Source organism: Citrobacter sp. FP75 (assembly GCF_018342065.1).
Taxonomy (GTDB): domain Bacteria; phylum Pseudomonadota; class Gammaproteobacteria; order Enterobacterales; family Enterobacteriaceae; genus Citrobacter.
Genome location: NZ_JAFDOE010000005.1, coordinates 1 through 14,064 on the forward strand (window position 1 = coordinate 1; position 14,064 = coordinate 14,064).

The 14,064-nt window shown below is 52.5% G+C and carries 16 protein-coding genes; 8 read left to right on the forward strand and 8 right to left on the reverse strand.

Features of this window, described 5'->3' with window-relative positions; all coding sequences use genetic code 11:
* Positions 1-268: 268 nt before the first annotated feature.
* Positions 269-835 (reverse strand): D-glycero-beta-D-manno-heptose 1,7-bisphosphate 7-phosphatase, encoded by a 567-nt coding sequence (gene gmhB, locus JQ822_RS16870; RefSeq protein ID WP_213134429.1) that lies wholly within the window; start codon positions 833-835, stop codon positions 269-271.
* Positions 836-1,024: 189 nt separating this feature from the next.
* Here gmhB and metN point away from each other — a divergent pair, with 189 nt between their 5' ends.
* The 6 genes from metN to proS all read left to right on the forward strand — a co-directional run bounded on the left by metN (position 1,025) and on the right by proS (position 6,617).
* The gene (gene metN / locus JQ822_RS16875; RefSeq protein WP_213134430.1) at positions 1,025-2,056 is read left to right on the forward strand and encodes a methionine ABC transporter ATP-binding protein MetN; all 1,032 of its coding nucleotides are present in this window, start codon (positions 1,025-1,027) and stop codon (positions 2,054-2,056) included.
* Positions 2,049-2,702: a methionine ABC transporter permease MetI gene (locus JQ822_RS16880; protein ID WP_003018471.1), complete on the forward strand. Its 654-nt coding sequence runs from the start codon at positions 2,049-2,051 to the stop codon at positions 2,700-2,702. The genes metN and JQ822_RS16880 overlap by 8 nt, the downstream gene beginning before the upstream one ends.
* Positions 2,703-2,747: 45 nt before the next feature.
* Positions 2,748-3,563, forward strand: coding sequence for a methionine ABC transporter substrate-binding lipoprotein MetQ (metQ, locus tag JQ822_RS16885; RefSeq protein ID WP_213134431.1), 816 nt, complete (start codon positions 2,748-2,750; stop codon positions 3,561-3,563).
* A 116-nt stretch (positions 3,564-3,679) separates the two neighbouring features.
* Entirely contained in the window at positions 3,680-4,084 is a 405-nt protein-coding gene (gene rcsF, locus JQ822_RS16890; protein WP_213134432.1) for an Rcs stress response system protein RcsF, read from the forward strand.
* On the forward strand, positions 4,081-4,788 hold the full coding sequence (tsaA, locus tag JQ822_RS16895; protein WP_213134433.1) for a tRNA (N6-threonylcarbamoyladenosine(37)-N6)-methyltransferase TrmO: 708 nt from the start codon (positions 4,081-4,083) through the stop codon (positions 4,786-4,788). The genes rcsF and tsaA overlap by 4 nt, the downstream gene beginning before the upstream one ends.
* Positions 4,789-4,898: 110 nt before the next feature.
* Complete coding sequence (gene proS / locus JQ822_RS16900) at positions 4,899-6,617, forward strand: proline--tRNA ligase (RefSeq protein ID WP_213134434.1); 1,719 nt, start codon at positions 4,899-4,901, stop codon at positions 6,615-6,617.
* Positions 6,618-6,662: 45 nt separating this feature from the next.
* Here proS and nlpE read toward each other — a convergent pair whose 3' ends face one another.
* From nlpE to JQ822_RS16915, 3 genes are read right to left on the reverse strand one after another with little or no spacing between them, the layout of a single operon-like run.
* Complete coding sequence (nlpE, locus tag JQ822_RS16905) at positions 6,663-7,361, reverse strand: envelope stress response activation lipoprotein NlpE (RefSeq protein ID WP_213134671.1); 699 nt, start codon at positions 7,359-7,361, stop codon at positions 6,663-6,665.
* Between the two features lie 31 nt (positions 7,362-7,392).
* Positions 7,393-7,815 (reverse strand): alternative ribosome rescue aminoacyl-tRNA hydrolase ArfB, encoded by a 423-nt coding sequence (gene arfB / locus JQ822_RS16910; protein ID WP_213134672.1) that lies wholly within the window; start codon positions 7,813-7,815, stop codon positions 7,393-7,395.
* Positions 7,815-8,357: a YaeQ family protein gene (locus JQ822_RS16915; protein WP_213134435.1), complete on the reverse strand. Its 543-nt coding sequence runs from the start codon at positions 8,355-8,357 to the stop codon at positions 7,815-7,817. The genes arfB and JQ822_RS16915 overlap by 1 nt, the downstream gene beginning before the upstream one ends.
* 188 nt (positions 8,358-8,545) lie before the next feature.
* On the opposite strand from JQ822_RS16915, the gene JQ822_RS16920 reads away from it, so the two are divergent.
* On the forward strand, positions 8,546-8,746 hold the full coding sequence (locus JQ822_RS16920; RefSeq protein WP_213134436.1) for a YaeP family protein: 201 nt from the start codon (positions 8,546-8,548) through the stop codon (positions 8,744-8,746).
* Positions 8,733-8,993 (forward strand): Rho-binding antiterminator, encoded by a 261-nt coding sequence (gene rof, locus JQ822_RS16925; RefSeq protein ID WP_135323069.1) that lies wholly within the window; start codon positions 8,733-8,735, stop codon positions 8,991-8,993. The genes JQ822_RS16920 and rof overlap by 14 nt, the downstream gene beginning before the upstream one ends.
* 54 nt (positions 8,994-9,047) lie before the next feature.
* On the opposite strand, the gene tilS is transcribed toward rof, so the two are convergent.
* The 4 genes from tilS to accA all read right to left on the reverse strand — a co-directional run bounded on the left by tilS (position 9,048) and on the right by accA (position 14,054).
* Positions 9,048-10,340 carry a tRNA lysidine(34) synthetase TilS gene (gene tilS / locus JQ822_RS16930; protein WP_213134437.1) on the reverse strand — a complete coding sequence of 431 codons (1,293 nt, stop codon included), beginning with the start codon at positions 10,338-10,340 and terminating at the stop codon, positions 9,048-9,050.
* A 61-nt stretch (positions 10,341-10,401) separates the two neighbouring features.
* The gene (locus tag JQ822_RS16935) at positions 10,402-10,791 is read right to left on the reverse strand and encodes a VOC family protein (protein WP_213134438.1); all 390 of its coding nucleotides are present in this window, start codon (positions 10,789-10,791) and stop codon (positions 10,402-10,404) included.
* Between the two features lie 65 nt (positions 10,792-10,856).
* Positions 10,857-12,995 carry a lysine decarboxylase LdcC gene (gene ldcC / locus JQ822_RS16940; RefSeq protein WP_213134439.1) on the reverse strand — a complete coding sequence of 713 codons (2,139 nt, stop codon included), beginning with the start codon at positions 12,993-12,995 and terminating at the stop codon, positions 10,857-10,859.
* A 99-nt stretch (positions 12,996-13,094) separates the two neighbouring features.
* Positions 13,095-14,054: an acetyl-CoA carboxylase carboxyl transferase subunit alpha gene (gene accA, locus JQ822_RS16945; RefSeq protein ID WP_135323073.1), complete on the reverse strand. Its 960-nt coding sequence runs from the start codon at positions 14,052-14,054 to the stop codon at positions 13,095-13,097.
* Positions 14,055-14,064 lie beyond the last annotated feature (10 nt).

Genomic DNA, 14,064 nt, shown 5'->3' on the forward strand with positions numbered 1-14,064 from the left:
TTCGAGTGCCCACACAGATTGTCTGATAAATTGTTAAAGAGCAGTGCAACGCGGCTTTCGCTCACCGTTGCGAGGTGGCGTATGTTACGCTTTCCTCTTTCAGAGTCAACCCCTTATTTTCAGGTTTTTCTCTTCAACCGAACCGGCTGTTTGTGTGAAGTGATTCACATCCGCCGTGTCGATGGAGGCGCATTATAGGGAGTCGACTCAGGAAGACAAGCGGAAAAATGCTTTTTTGTTTCAACCGCTCACCTTTTATCCATAACGTTTACTTTTGCTGCTTTTTTATCGCCAATGGCAGGTCTGCCAGGCTATTTATCACCAAATCAGCCGCATTTTCTGCTTCTGGCGTGACCGGCTTGCCCGTGCGTACCAATACCTTCGTCCCTACATTAGCTGCTGCTGCTGCCTGCATATCTTCTATTTTGTCACCCACCATATAAGAAGCCGACATATCGATGTGCAAGAAGTCTCGGGCAGAGAGAAGCATTCCTGGATGCGGTTTACGACAGTCGCAAACCTGGCGGTACTCTTCAACGGTTCCCTGCGGGTGGTGAGGGCAATAATAGATGCCATCCAGATCAACATCACGATCGGCCAGCGACCAGTCCATCCACTCCGTCAGCGTTTCGAACTGCGCTTCAGTAAATTTACCGCGGGCAATACCAGACTGGTTAGTCACGACGATAAGCGCATAGCCCATCTGTTTAAGTTCACGCATGGCATCAATAACGCCATCGATGAACTCGAATTCGTCGATCTCGTGTACGTAGCCGTGGTCCACATTAATGGTGCCGTCACGGTCGAGAAAAATTGCAGGTACAGACTTTGCCACCTTTTATAGCTCCTGAATAAGGCATGTTGCTCTAGTATCGCATGTTTCGGCAGGCAATAAAGTGCTCATCGTGCAAAGCTCGATTGATTTAGACGTCTGGATGCCTTAACATCCATCTTGTTAACAACGTCGACCGTACCAGACAGACGAAAATGCCACGGCTAACTTAATTACGATAATAAATAACCAATGATTAAACTTTCGAATATTACCAAAGTGTTCCAGCAGGGGACGCGCACCATTCAGGCACTGAACAATGTCAGCCTGCATGTTCCTGCAGGACAGATTTATGGCGTTATTGGTGCCTCAGGTGCCGGTAAAAGTACGCTAATCCGCTGCGTTAACTTACTTGAACGCCCAACGGAGGGCAGCGTGCAGGTAGGCGGTCAGGAGCTAACCACGCTTTCTGAATCCGAACTGACCAAAGCTCGCCGCCAAATTGGCATGATTTTCCAGCACTTTAACCTGCTGTCTTCCCGCACGGTATTTGGTAACGTCGCGCTTCCGCTGGAGCTGGACAACACACCAAAAGAAGAGATCAATCGTCGCGTAACGGAGCTGCTGGATTTAGTTGGCCTTGGCGATAAGCACGACAGCTATGCTGCCAACCTTTCAGGTGGCCAGAAACAACGTGTCGCCATTGCCCGTGCGCTGGCAAGTAATCCCAAAGTGCTGCTGTGCGATGAGGCCACCAGCGCGCTCGACCCGGCTACTACCCGTTCGATTCTGGAATTACTGAAAGACATCAACCGCCGTCTTGGGTTAACCATTCTGCTGATTACCCATGAGATGGACGTCGTAAAACGCATTTGTGACTGTGTGGCGGTTATCAGCGATGGTGAACTGATCGAACAGGACACGGTAAGCGAAGTATTTTCACACCCGAAAACCCCACTGGCGCAGAAATTTATTCAATCCACGCTACATCTGGATATTCCGGAAGATTATCTGACACGTTTAAAAGCAGAGCCGACAGCCGACAGCGTCCCGATGCTGCGCATGGAATTCACCGGTCACTCGGTCGATGCCCCACTGCTCTCTGAAACGGCCCGCCGCTTTAATGTGAATAACAACATTATCAGCGCGCAGATGGATTACGCCGGTGGCGTCAAGTTCGGCATCATGCTGACTGAAATGCACGGCACACAGGAAGATACACAAGCGGCCATCGACTGGCTGCAGGAACACCATGTAAAAGTAGAGGTACTGGGTTATGTCTGAGCCGATGATGTGGCTGCTGGTTCGCGGCGTATGGGAAACGCTGGCAATGACCTTTGTGTCCGGTTTTTTTGGTTTTGTGATTGGCCTGCCAGTCGGCGTGTTGCTGTATGTCACGCGTCCGGGGCAAATCATTGAGAATGCGAAGCTTTACCGTACGCTCTCTGCACTGGTAAACATTTTCCGTTCTATCCCGTTCATTATTTTGCTGGTGTGGATGATTCCGTTCACCCGCATGATTGTTGGCACATCTATCGGATTGCAGGCCGCTATCGTCCCGCTGACCGTTGGTGCCGCGCCGTTTATCGCCCGTATGGTGGAAAATGCGCTACTCGAAATTCCGACCGGGTTGATTGAAGCCTCACGTGCGATGGGGGCTACCCCATTGCAGATCGTGCGTAAAGTGTTACTACCAGAAGCGCTGCCAGGACTGGTCAACGCGGCAACAATCACCTTGATTACCCTGGTCGGTTATTCCGCGATGGGGGGTGCCGTCGGGGCTGGCGGCCTTGGGCAAATTGGCTATCAATACGGTTACATTGGCTACAATGCTACCGTGATGAATACAGTACTGGTATTACTTGTCGTTCTGGTTTATTTAATTCAGTTATCCGGCGATCGCATCGTCCGGGCGGTCACGCACAAGTAACGTTGCACACAACACAAAAAAACTCATTAAGAAAAGGAAATAAGCATGACGTTCAAATTCAAAACCTTTGCGGCAGTTGGAGCCCTGATCGGTTCTCTGGCACTTGTGGGTTGCGGTCAGGATGAAAAAGATCCAAACCACATCAAAGTGGGCGTTATTGTTGGCGCAGAACAGCAAGTTGCCGAAGTCGCACAGAAAGTGGCGAAAGAAAAATACGGTCTGGACGTTGAGCTGGTTACGTTTAATGATTACGTCCTGCCTAACGAAGCGCTGAGCAAAGGCGATATCGATGCTAACGCCTTCCAGCACAAACCGTACCTGGATCAGCAGATCAAAGATCGCGGTTACAAACTGGTTGCTGCAGGCAACACGTTTGTTTACCCGATTGCGGGCTACTCCAAAAAAATCAAATCACTGGATGAGCTGCAGGAAGGTTCTCAGGTAGCGATTCCAAACGACCCGACTAACCTCGGCCGTTCCCTGCTGCTGCTGCAGAAAGTGGGCTTGATTAAACTGAAAGATGGCGTTGGCCTGCTGCCGACCACGCTGGACGTGGTTGAAAACCCGAAAAACCTGAAGCTGGTTGAGCTGGAAGCACCGCAGCTGCCACGTTCACTGGACGATGCGCAAATCGCTCTGGCAGTCATTAACACCACCTACGCCAGCCAGATCGGCCTGACGCCGGCTAAAGACGGTATCTTTGTTGAAGATAAAGACTCCCCGTACGTAAACCTGATCGTAACTCGTGAAGACAATAAAGATGCTGAGAACGTGAAGAAATTCGTTGAAGCCTATCAGTCTGACGAAGTATACGAAGCAGCAAACAAAGTCTTCAACGGCGGTGCTGTTAAGGGCTGGTAATTTTAGGCTGTTTACACAATCTGTAATATCATCAGGACGGGCGCTTGCCCGTCTTGTCATTTATGCAAGCACCTGATTCAATATCTGACGTTTAGATTATTCATTGAGGAAATATTATGCGTGCTTTACCGATCTGTTTAGTAGCACTCATGCTGAGCGGCTGTTCTATGTTAAGCAGATCCCCTGTTGAACCCGTTCAAAGCACCGCTACCCCACCGAAAGCGGAGCCGGAAAAACCAAAAGCACCGCGCGCTACGCCGGTAAGAATCATTACTAACGCTGAAGATTTAGTGGGCAAACCGTTCCGCGACCTCGGCGAAGTCAGCGGCGAATCCTGCCAGGCATCTAACCAGGATTCCCCTCCGAGCATTCCAAGCGCTCGCAAACGCATGCAGATTAACGCCTCTAAAATGAAAGCAAATGCGGTATTGCTGCACAGTTGCGAAGTGACCAGCGGGACGCCGGGTTGCTATCGTCAGGCAGTTTGCATTGGTTCTGCACTGAATATTTCGGCGAAATGAGCCATTTTCAGTTCGAGCAAATAGGCGTTATCCGCTCACCTTATAAAGAAAAGTTCGCCGTTCCACGCCAGCCAGGCCTGGTGAAAAATGCCAGCGGTGAACTGCATTTGCTCGCACCCTATAACCAGGCCGATGCCGTTCGCGGCCTGGAAGCCTTCAGCCATTTGTGGGTGATTTTTGTTTTTCACCAGACAATGGAAGGCGGATGGCGTCCAACCGTGCGCCCTCCCCGTCTTGGCGGCAACGCCAGAATGGGCGTATTTGCCACCCGCTCAACCTTTCGCCCTAACCCTGTCGGCATGTCGCTGGTCGAACTGAAAGGAATTGTCTGCCACAAAGATAACGTCATTCTGCAACTGGGCAGTCTGGATCTGGTCGACGGAACCCCTGTGGTTGACATAAAACCCTACCTGCCGTTTGCTGAAGCACTGCCCGATGCCACCGCCAGCTATGCGCAGGATGCGCCGATTGCGGAGATGACTGTGCGTTTCACCCCTGAGGTTGAGCAACAGCTTCTGATGCAGGAAAAGCGTTATCCGCTACTGAAAACATTTATTGGTGAAGTACTGGCACAGGACCCACGTCCTGCGTATCGTAAGGGTGAGGAGACAGGCAAAACGTACGCCGTCTGGCTACACGATTTCAACGTGCGCTGGCGCGTGACGGAAGAAGGTTTCGAAGTCTTTGCGCTCGAACCCCGGTAATTTCGTGCCCTTCTCTTTTGACATCCCTCTCTCGCTGGTAAACTAAACCACTTTTTTTGTGTCAGGCTGGCTTTCAGCCTGTTCGATCGTTCAACTGGAACCGTAACAACATGCGTACTAGCCAATATCTGCTCTCCACTTTGAAGGAGACACCTGCCGACGCCGAGGTTATCAGCCACCAGCTGATGCTGCGCGCCGGGATGATCCGCAAGCTGGCCTCCGGGTTATACACCTGGCTGCCGACCGGCGTGCGCGTCCTGAAAAAAGTCGAAAACATCGTGCGTGAAGAGATGAACAACGCCGGTGCTATCGAGGTGTTAATGCCGGTAGTTCAGCCTTCTGAACTGTGGGAAGAGAGCGGTCGTTGGGAGCAGTACGGCCCGGAACTGCTGCGTATTGCTGACCGCGGCGATCGTCCATTCGTACTCGGCCCAACGCATGAAGAAGTCATCACCGATCTGATCCGTAACGAGCTCAGCTCTTACAAACAGTTACCGCTGAACTTCTACCAGATCCAGACCAAATTCCGCGACGAAGTTCGCCCACGTTTCGGCGTGATGCGCTCCCGCGAATTCCTGATGAAAGATGCGTACTCTTTCCATACTTCTCAGGAATCTCTGCAGGAAACTTACGACGCGATGTATGCCGCGTACAGCAAAATTTTCAGCCGTATGGGTCTGGATTTCCGTGCAGTGCAGGCTGATACCGGCTCTATCGGTGGTAGCGCCTCTCACGAATTCCAGGTGCTGGCACAGAGCGGTGAAGATGACGTTGTGTTCTCTGACAGCTCAGATTTTGCCGCTAACATCGAATTTGCTGAAGCCGTTGCGCCAAAAGAACCACGCGCCGCCGCCACCCAGGAAATGACGCTGGTTGATACACCAAACGCGAAGACCATCGCTGAGCTGGTTGAACAGTTCAACCTGCCGATTGAAAAAACAGTTAAAACCCTGCTGGTGAAAGCGGTTGAAGGCAGCAGCTATCCGCTTGTCGCGCTGCTGGTTCGTGGCGATCACGAGCTGAACGAAGTTAAAGCCGAAAAACTGCCTCAGGTTGCCAGCCCGCTGACCTTCGCTACCGAAGAAGAAATTCGTGCCGTGGTGAAAGCAGGTCCGGGTTCGCTCGGTCCGGTAAACATGCCGATCCCGGTGGTTATCGATCGTACCGTTGCGGTCATGAGCGATTTCGCTGCCGGCGCCAACATCGACGGTAAACACTATTTCGGTATTAACTGGGATCGTGATGTGGCAACGCCAGAAGTTGCAGATATCCGTAACGTCGTGGCCGGTGATCCAAGTCCAGACGGTAAAGGCACGCTGCTGATTAAACGCGGTATCGAAGTGGGTCACATCTTCCAGCTGGGCACCAAGTACTCTGAAGCAATGAAAGCTGCCGTTCAGGGTGAAGATGGTCGTAACCAAATTCTGACCATGGGTTGCTACGGTATCGGGGTGACTCGCGTCGTTGCTGCCGCTATTGAACAGAACTTTGACGATCGCGGCATTGTATGGCCAGACGCTATCGCACCGTTCCAGGTGGCAATTCTGCCGATGAACATGCACAAATCCTACCGCGTGCAGGAGCTGGCAGAGAAGCTGTACGCTGAGCTGCGCGCGCAGGGCATCGAAGTGCTGATGGATGACCGTAAAGAGCGTCCGGGCGTGATGTTTGCCGATATGGAACTGATCGGGATCCCGCACACCATCGTACTGGGCGATCGTAACCTCGACAACGATGATATCGAATACAAATACCGTCGTAACGGCGAGAAACAGCTGATTAAAACCGGCGACATCGTCGACTACCTGGTCAAAGCGATTAAAGGCTAACACCAGCAAAAGGCCCTGATTATCAGGGCCTTTTCACTTTATCGATTAATTACATGCTTTACCGGGTATAAATTTAGCGTCTTTATCCGCCATCAGAGTTTTTACCTTCTCACCCGTATCCGGGTTCGCCTCCTGCGTGAAATGTCCTTCAAGGGTCAGCAAGACTGATTGTCCCGTTTCTGTCCGTGCTGATAAATAGTCACGTTCAAGCTGGGCGTTATTCGCCACCGGCATACGTTTACCCGTTGCGCAGTCGATAAAGATTGCCGCATCAGCCATATAGAAATACATGCCCCGCATCGGCATTGGCGTGACTGGCAAACTGGCTGAAACTGGCTCAAGGGTATAATTGAACTGCGATTCGATCGGATTACCTTCACGATCGAGCATTTCCAGTGCCTCGCCTTTTGCCCGGTAGTAAGACTTTTCGCCTTTGCTGTCGGTCAGCACCAGCTTGTCGGCAGTGCGCGCCCAGGTTCCATAAGAGGCAAAGGAAGACGGTTCATCCCGTACGCCCTGATAACGTTCGTTCATCACCCATGTTCCGTCTTTCTCCAGGAACAGCGAGGTTTCAATCCCTTCGCAGTCGGCACAGGGTAAGATGCCACGCCAGCTTTGCTGCATCGGCTTTAATTCTGCCGCCCGCGTCGGCTGTAATGCTTCGACTTCAGTGCGATTGTTACAGCCGATCAAGGAAAAGAGCGTGCATGCAGCGATTACTGACAATATTGCTGTTTTCACTATGAATTCCTTATGATTTTATTATTCCTGTTCGTCAGTCCTGCGAGCGACGAACTTTCCCGCGCAGTGCCTTCACTGTGGATTTTTGCGCCTTCGATGACAACCTGCGCTCTTTTGAGGCGCGCGTAGGACGAGTTGCCTGTCGGCTTTTTTGCACTGCGGTTAATTCTTTAATCACCGCCACCAGCCGGGCCAGAGCCGCTTCCCGGTTGAGCTCCTGGCTACGGTATTCCTGCGCCTTAATGATGATGACACCCTCGGCAGTGATCAGATGATGACTGGCAGCCAGCAGCCGTTCCTTGTAATACTCTGGCAGGCCAGAGGCCCGAATGTCAAAGCGCAAATGGATAGCCGTCGAGGTCTTATTAACGTGCTGCCCGCCCGCTCCCTGTGCCCGAATAGCCGTGATTTCCAGCTCATTATCAGGGATGGAGACATTTCGGGAGATAACAATCATCAACGCTGCTGCCATGCGGTCAGATGAATTTCCAGATTGTTCTGAGAGTCTGACAACCAGATGGCGCCATCCTGGATGGTCGCCTGCAGCGTCATGGTGCGGCCAGCAAAGTCACTCAGCTGTGCCAGCTGTTCGTCATCCAGATACCAGACGGTAAGATTTTTAAACTGCGCACACTTACTCTGGTTTTGCTGCCACCAGATTTGCGCCGCCCGGCTGTTATAGGCAAACAGGGCAACTTCCTCTGACTGGGTACAGGCTTTTTTAATACGACGTTCATCCGGCAGGCCGAGCTCAATCCATAAATCAATACCCAGATGATCGTTACGCAGCCAGGCCTCCGGCTCATCTTCCGCACTCAGGCCCCGCGTAAACTGCAGCCGCTCATTGGCATATTTAATCCATGCTAACAGGCGCAGCATCATGCGTTCCTGGGTTTCAGAAGGGTGACGCGCCAGCGTCAGTGCCGCGTCAAGAAACTGGTTGCGGTCAAGATCCGCCACGTTGACAACGGCTTTATAAATTGTCGCTTTAAGCGCCATGAGAGAACTCCTTTCGAATCAGGCGCACATTGTAGCGAAAACTGCGCCAAAAGGCTGCTAACAGCTCTTCTATCAAGGCGCTGATATTGCTTGAATGAGTATGGTATAGTCACCTTGCTAAACAGAGTTTATCTTCGTAGGCTTAGACTTGCATCCACGGTTAAGTCAGAGTGCTGACAGGAGGGCATGTGGAAAAATATTGTGAGTTAATACGCAAGCGGTACGCGGAAATCGCCAGCGGAGACTTAGGGTATGTCCCGGATGCGCTGGGCTGCGTATTGAAAGTACTGAATGAAGTGGCGGCAGACAGCGCCCTTCCAGAGTCGGTCAGAGAAAAAGCGGCCTATGCTGCCGCGAACTTACTGGTGAGCGATTATGTCAATGAATGAAACGTATCAACCCATTAACTGTGATGATTACGACAATCTTGAGCTCGCCTGCCAGCACCATTTATTACTCACGCTGGCGCTGAAGGATGGCGAAGTTCTGCAGGCAAAAGCCAATGACCTGGTTTCACGCAAAAATGTGGAATATCTGGTTGCAGACGTCTCTGGTGAAACGCGTGAACTTCGTCTCGACAAAATTGCCAGCTTTAGCCATCCGGAAATCGGTACCGTGGTGGTTAGCGAATCATAATACTTCTCGCACCTTATCAGGCCTGAATTCGCGGGCCTGATAAGCGCAGCGCCATTAGTCATGCCACACCAGACTCACGCCGTTTTCCCCTTCCGCCAGTCCTTCCCGCGTAACAAAGACACCCGCTGCTGCAATCAGCGTTTCACCGTAAAATAGCAACGGTGTGGTATCTCGTCGCCAGGGCGGAATTCCCTGCTCCTGCCAGATTTTTTTGAGCTTACGCCCACCGTTACGCCCGACAATATGCAATAACCCGGGGGCTTTAAAGCGAATACTAACGGGTTCATCCACTCGTGGCACGCGCAATTCACCGGCACAGAGTAACTGAACTTCCCCCAACCCGGCTGGCAGCGTCAGCGGTGTTTGCCAGCATGACCACGGGATCACTAAGTCACTTTGCCCGGTAACAGATTTAATCCACCACAGCTGCGACTGATAACGGCGAACTTCGTACTCGCCCAAACGTAAACACGGCGATGCATCTTCTCGCGCCAGCGCCACTTCCTGCCAGATTCGCTCCAGCGCATCCCGGGAGGGCATTGACGCATTTCGCCCAGCCAGCCAACGACGAAGCAGCGCCGCACGCCGTACGTCGCTCATCGTCATTAACGGAGCCAGCTGCAAGCTGCCCTGAGCGGTGACACACGCCGCTAAATCGTTAGCCAGCAGTTCATTCAGCAAGCTTTCCTGCTCGGCACACAGCGCAGCGCTACGGGCCGTCGCCTCGGCGAAGTGCGGCCAACGCTGTTGCAATTGCGGGATAATACGCAGACGCAGGAAATTGCGATCGTAAGCGTCATCCTGATTACTTTCATCTTCAATCCAGCGCAACCCATGCTCCCGCGCCCAGCGTTCAAGCGCGTCACGCGATTGCGTCAATAGCGGGCGAATAAGTCGGGTTCCGGCAAAGGGCGAGCTTTCCCCCATGGCGGAAAGCCCGGCGGGACCACTGCCGCGTTTGAGCGCCAGCAGAAAGGTCTCACACTGGTCATCCAGATGCTGAGCAGTCATCAGCACCTCACCCGGCAGTAGCGTCCGGGCAAATGCCTGATAGCGCGCCCGCCGCGCCTGAGCTTCTATACCCAGCCCTTCATCCTGAAGATGCACCCGCTCAACCACCAGCGGCACCTGCCACTGCGCACAGACCGATTCACAGTGCGTCACCCATTCATCTGCGTGCGGACTCAAACCATGATGGATGTGGATCGCGCGCAAAGCGACGCCGAAGTGCTGATTTCGCCACAGCACCAGCTGATGCAAAAGCACGGTCGAATCAAGACCACCGCTAAAAGCGACCAGAATGTGGGGAGATGTCAGAAGTGAAGCGTTCAGCGTGAGTGTCGTCATGATGGTTACTTACAAGGGTATTGCCCGGCACGTTATCGGGCTACAGTTACAATGACAAGCCTTATAGCTCGTACAGTTCAAGCGGTAATCCGTCCGGATCATTGAAAAAGGTAAAACGTTTGCCGGTAAAGGGATCGATACGTACCGGCTCGCATTTCACATCATGACATTCCAGATGGGTTATCGCCTTATCCACATCATCCACACTGAACGCCAGATGACGTAAACCACAGGCTTCCGGTCGGCTGGGACGGCAAGGCGGAAATGGAAAAGAAAAAAGCTCAATCACATACTGCCCGTTCAGCGCCAGATCGCCTTTCCAGGAATCGCGCTCTTCCCGGTAGGCCTCGCTCATCAGCGTAAAGCCAAGCACATTACAGTAAAATGCCTTACTCACCGCGTAGTCCGTCGCGATAATGGCAATATGGTGAACCTGTTTTAATCCCAGCATAGCGTCTTTGCCTCTTTAGTTTTCTTTTCGCACGTTACTCGTCCGCAGTCAGTTCAGGCAAGTTGTTATGCCATTTTTAGGACTCTCACACGATACACGCCGTCCTCGCCCAGTCTGGCGCCATGGATATCCGTTTCAAACCCAGGATAATGATGGCCGACAGAACACAGCATCAGCAGGAAATCCAGCACCGACCGGCTTTCTTCGGTGATCATTTCCCCCGGCATCAGCAGCGGTACGCCGGGAGGATAAGGCAGGATCATATTTGCGGAAACGCGCCCCACTAGTTGATCGAGCGTCACGGTCTCCACTTCACCTTTGATCTGCCGTTGCCAGGCCTGATGTGGCGTCATTTTCATTTCCGGCAAAGTGTCAAAGGCCCGTAACATCAGCCCGGAGAGATCGTGCTGGCGGATCAAGTCGTGGATCCCCTGAGCCAGATCCTGAATACGCATATTACGATAAAAATCAGGATCTTCAGCGTACAGATCCGGCAGCATATTTTTCACGCGCAAATTCAGATCGTACGAACGCTTAAATTCCGTCAGCCCGCGCAGCAAGCCCATCGCGCGGGTTTTATCAATGCCGATACTAAACAGGAACAACAGATTATACGGCCCTGTTTTCTCCACCACGACGCCGCGTTCATCAAGGAATTTCGCCACCAGCGCGGCCGGGATCCCTTCTTCACTCATATTTCCTTGTTCATCCATTCCCGGCGTCAGAATGGTGACCTTCACCGGGTCGAGGAACATGTGGTCGGCGTCAGCATCGACAAATCCGTGCCAGTCTTCACCAGGTGCCACCGGCCAGCACTCCGCTTCATCTACCCTTTCCGGCTGCCAGATATCAAAGAACCAGCCGTCCGACTCTTCCCGCAACCGCTGTACTTCCTTACGGAAATGCAGCGCGCGCTCGACGGATCGATTGATTAAGCGCTTGCCTGAATTGCCACGCAGCATTGCCGCCGCCGTTTCTATCGACGCCACAATCGGGTAGCTCGGCGATGTCGAGGTGTGCATCATAAAGGCTTCATTAAAGGTCTCTTCGTCGTAATCGCCCTTAATGTGGATCAGAGAAGCCTGTGACAACGCCGCCAGCATCTTGTGGGTTGACTGGGTTTCAAAAAACACTTTTCCCGGCACCCGTTCGCCGCTCATGCCGCTTTTCCCCTGGTAAATCGGGTGAAAATGGGTGTAGGGCACCCAGGCAGAGTCAAAGTGGATAGAAGGCACGTCCAGCGTTTGCTTGATCCAGTTGGTGTTATACAACAGGCCGTCGTAGGTGGAGTTCGTGATAACCGCATGTACCGGCCACTGGGCCTGGGCAGTCTCCTCTACTTTGCGCTCAATACTCTCACGGGTAAATTCCCGACGAGGTATGCCCCCTAGAATACCCAGCGCATTTCGCGTGGGCTTCAGCCAGATGGGTACCACGTCGCTCATCATCAGTAAATGCGCCAGCGATTTATGACAGTTACGATCAATCAGTAGCGTACTTCCCGTCGGGGCGGCATACATGCCGACAATCTTGTTTGACGTCGAAGTGCCATTCGTCACCATATAGCTCTGCTCGGCGCCAAAGGTGCGGGCAATGTACTCTTCGGCCTCCAGGTGCGGACCGGTATGGTCCAGCAGCGACCCGAGTTCAGTCACGGAAATGGAGACGTCGGCTTTGAGCGTATTGCCGCCAAAAAAGTCATAGAACAGGCAGCCGACCGGGCTTTTCTGGTATGCCGTTCCCGCCATATGCCCCGGCGTACAGAAGGTATACTTCCCTTCTTTCACATAGGTAAACAGCGCTTTGGTAAACGGGGGGGTAATGTTATCGAGGTACTCGCTGGTGTACTGGCGAATGCGGGTGGCAATATCTTCTGACTGACCCAGCGCATACTCAAAGAACCACAGTGCCATGCGCAGGTCGTGTGCGCTAACATCCATCGTCGAATGGGTATTGATAAAAGCATAAAGCGGGAGATATTCGTTAAGCTGGTTGATGTCACTACACAGCTCAAGGCTGTATTCATCCCAGTCAAAAATGACGCCGCAAATTCGCGGGTTGTGCTCAATAAATTTCAGCAGATCGACGCTATTCTGCGGCCAGATAATCTGAAATCCCTGCTGCTGCAGCGCACGTTCAAGTTCCTTGATGGGCTCATCTTTATAAAAGACGCCATGCGGTCCCATGATGGCAATGATGTTCATGCGTTCCTCCTGGAAAAACCTTAGTTAATCATAGCCTGGTCAAACCGCAGGTAAAAAAAAGGGCCACTGCGTTGTGGCCCTTTTCAGAATAAATGCAGTTTATGCGTAACCGTAGCTCATCAGACGCTGGTAACGGCGATTTTTCAGTTCTTCCGTGCTTAGCACGTCAAGATCGGCCAAGTCGGCCAGCAGCTGTGCTTTCAGCGACGCAGCCATGACCTCTGGATTACGATGCGCACCACCCAGCGGTTCCGGGACGATGGAATCGATAAGCTTCAGCTCTTTCAGACGCGGTGCAACGATACCCATGGCTTCAGCCGCCAGCGGGGCTTTATCCGCGCTTTTCCATAGAATAGACGCACAGCCTTCCGGGGAGATAACGGAATAGGTGCTGTATTGCAACATATTCACTTTATCGCCCACGCCGATCGCCAGCGCACCACCGGAGCCACCTTCACCGATAACGGTGCAGATAACCGGCACGCTCAGACGTGACATTTCACGCAGATTGCGCGCTATCGCTTCAGACTGACCGCGTTCTTCCGCGCCCACGCCCGGATAAGCCCCCGGAGTGTCGATGAAGGTAATAATCGGCATCTTGAAACGTTCGGCCATTTCCATCAGACGCAGCGCTTTACGATAGCCTTCCGGCGCTGGCATACCGAAGTTACGACGGATTTTCTCTTTGGTCTCACGGCCTTTCTGATGACCAATGATCATCACCGGACGGCCATCAAGACGCGCGATACCGCCGACGATAGCTTTATCATCCGCATAGGCACGATCGCCCGCCAGCTCATCAAATTCATCAAACGCCAGGCGGACATAATCCAGGGTGTACGGACGCTGCGGATGGCGTGCCAGTTGGGCTACCTGCCATGCGCCAAGATCGGCAAAGATTTTGCGCGTCAGTTCTACGCTTTTTTCACGCAGACGATGCACTTCTTCATCGATGTTAATATCCAGTTTCTCATCCTGACGGCTAACCGCAGTCAGAGAATCGATTTTTGCTTCCAGCTCTGCAATCGGCTGTTCAAAATCAAGGAAATTCAGACTCATAGTATTCCTG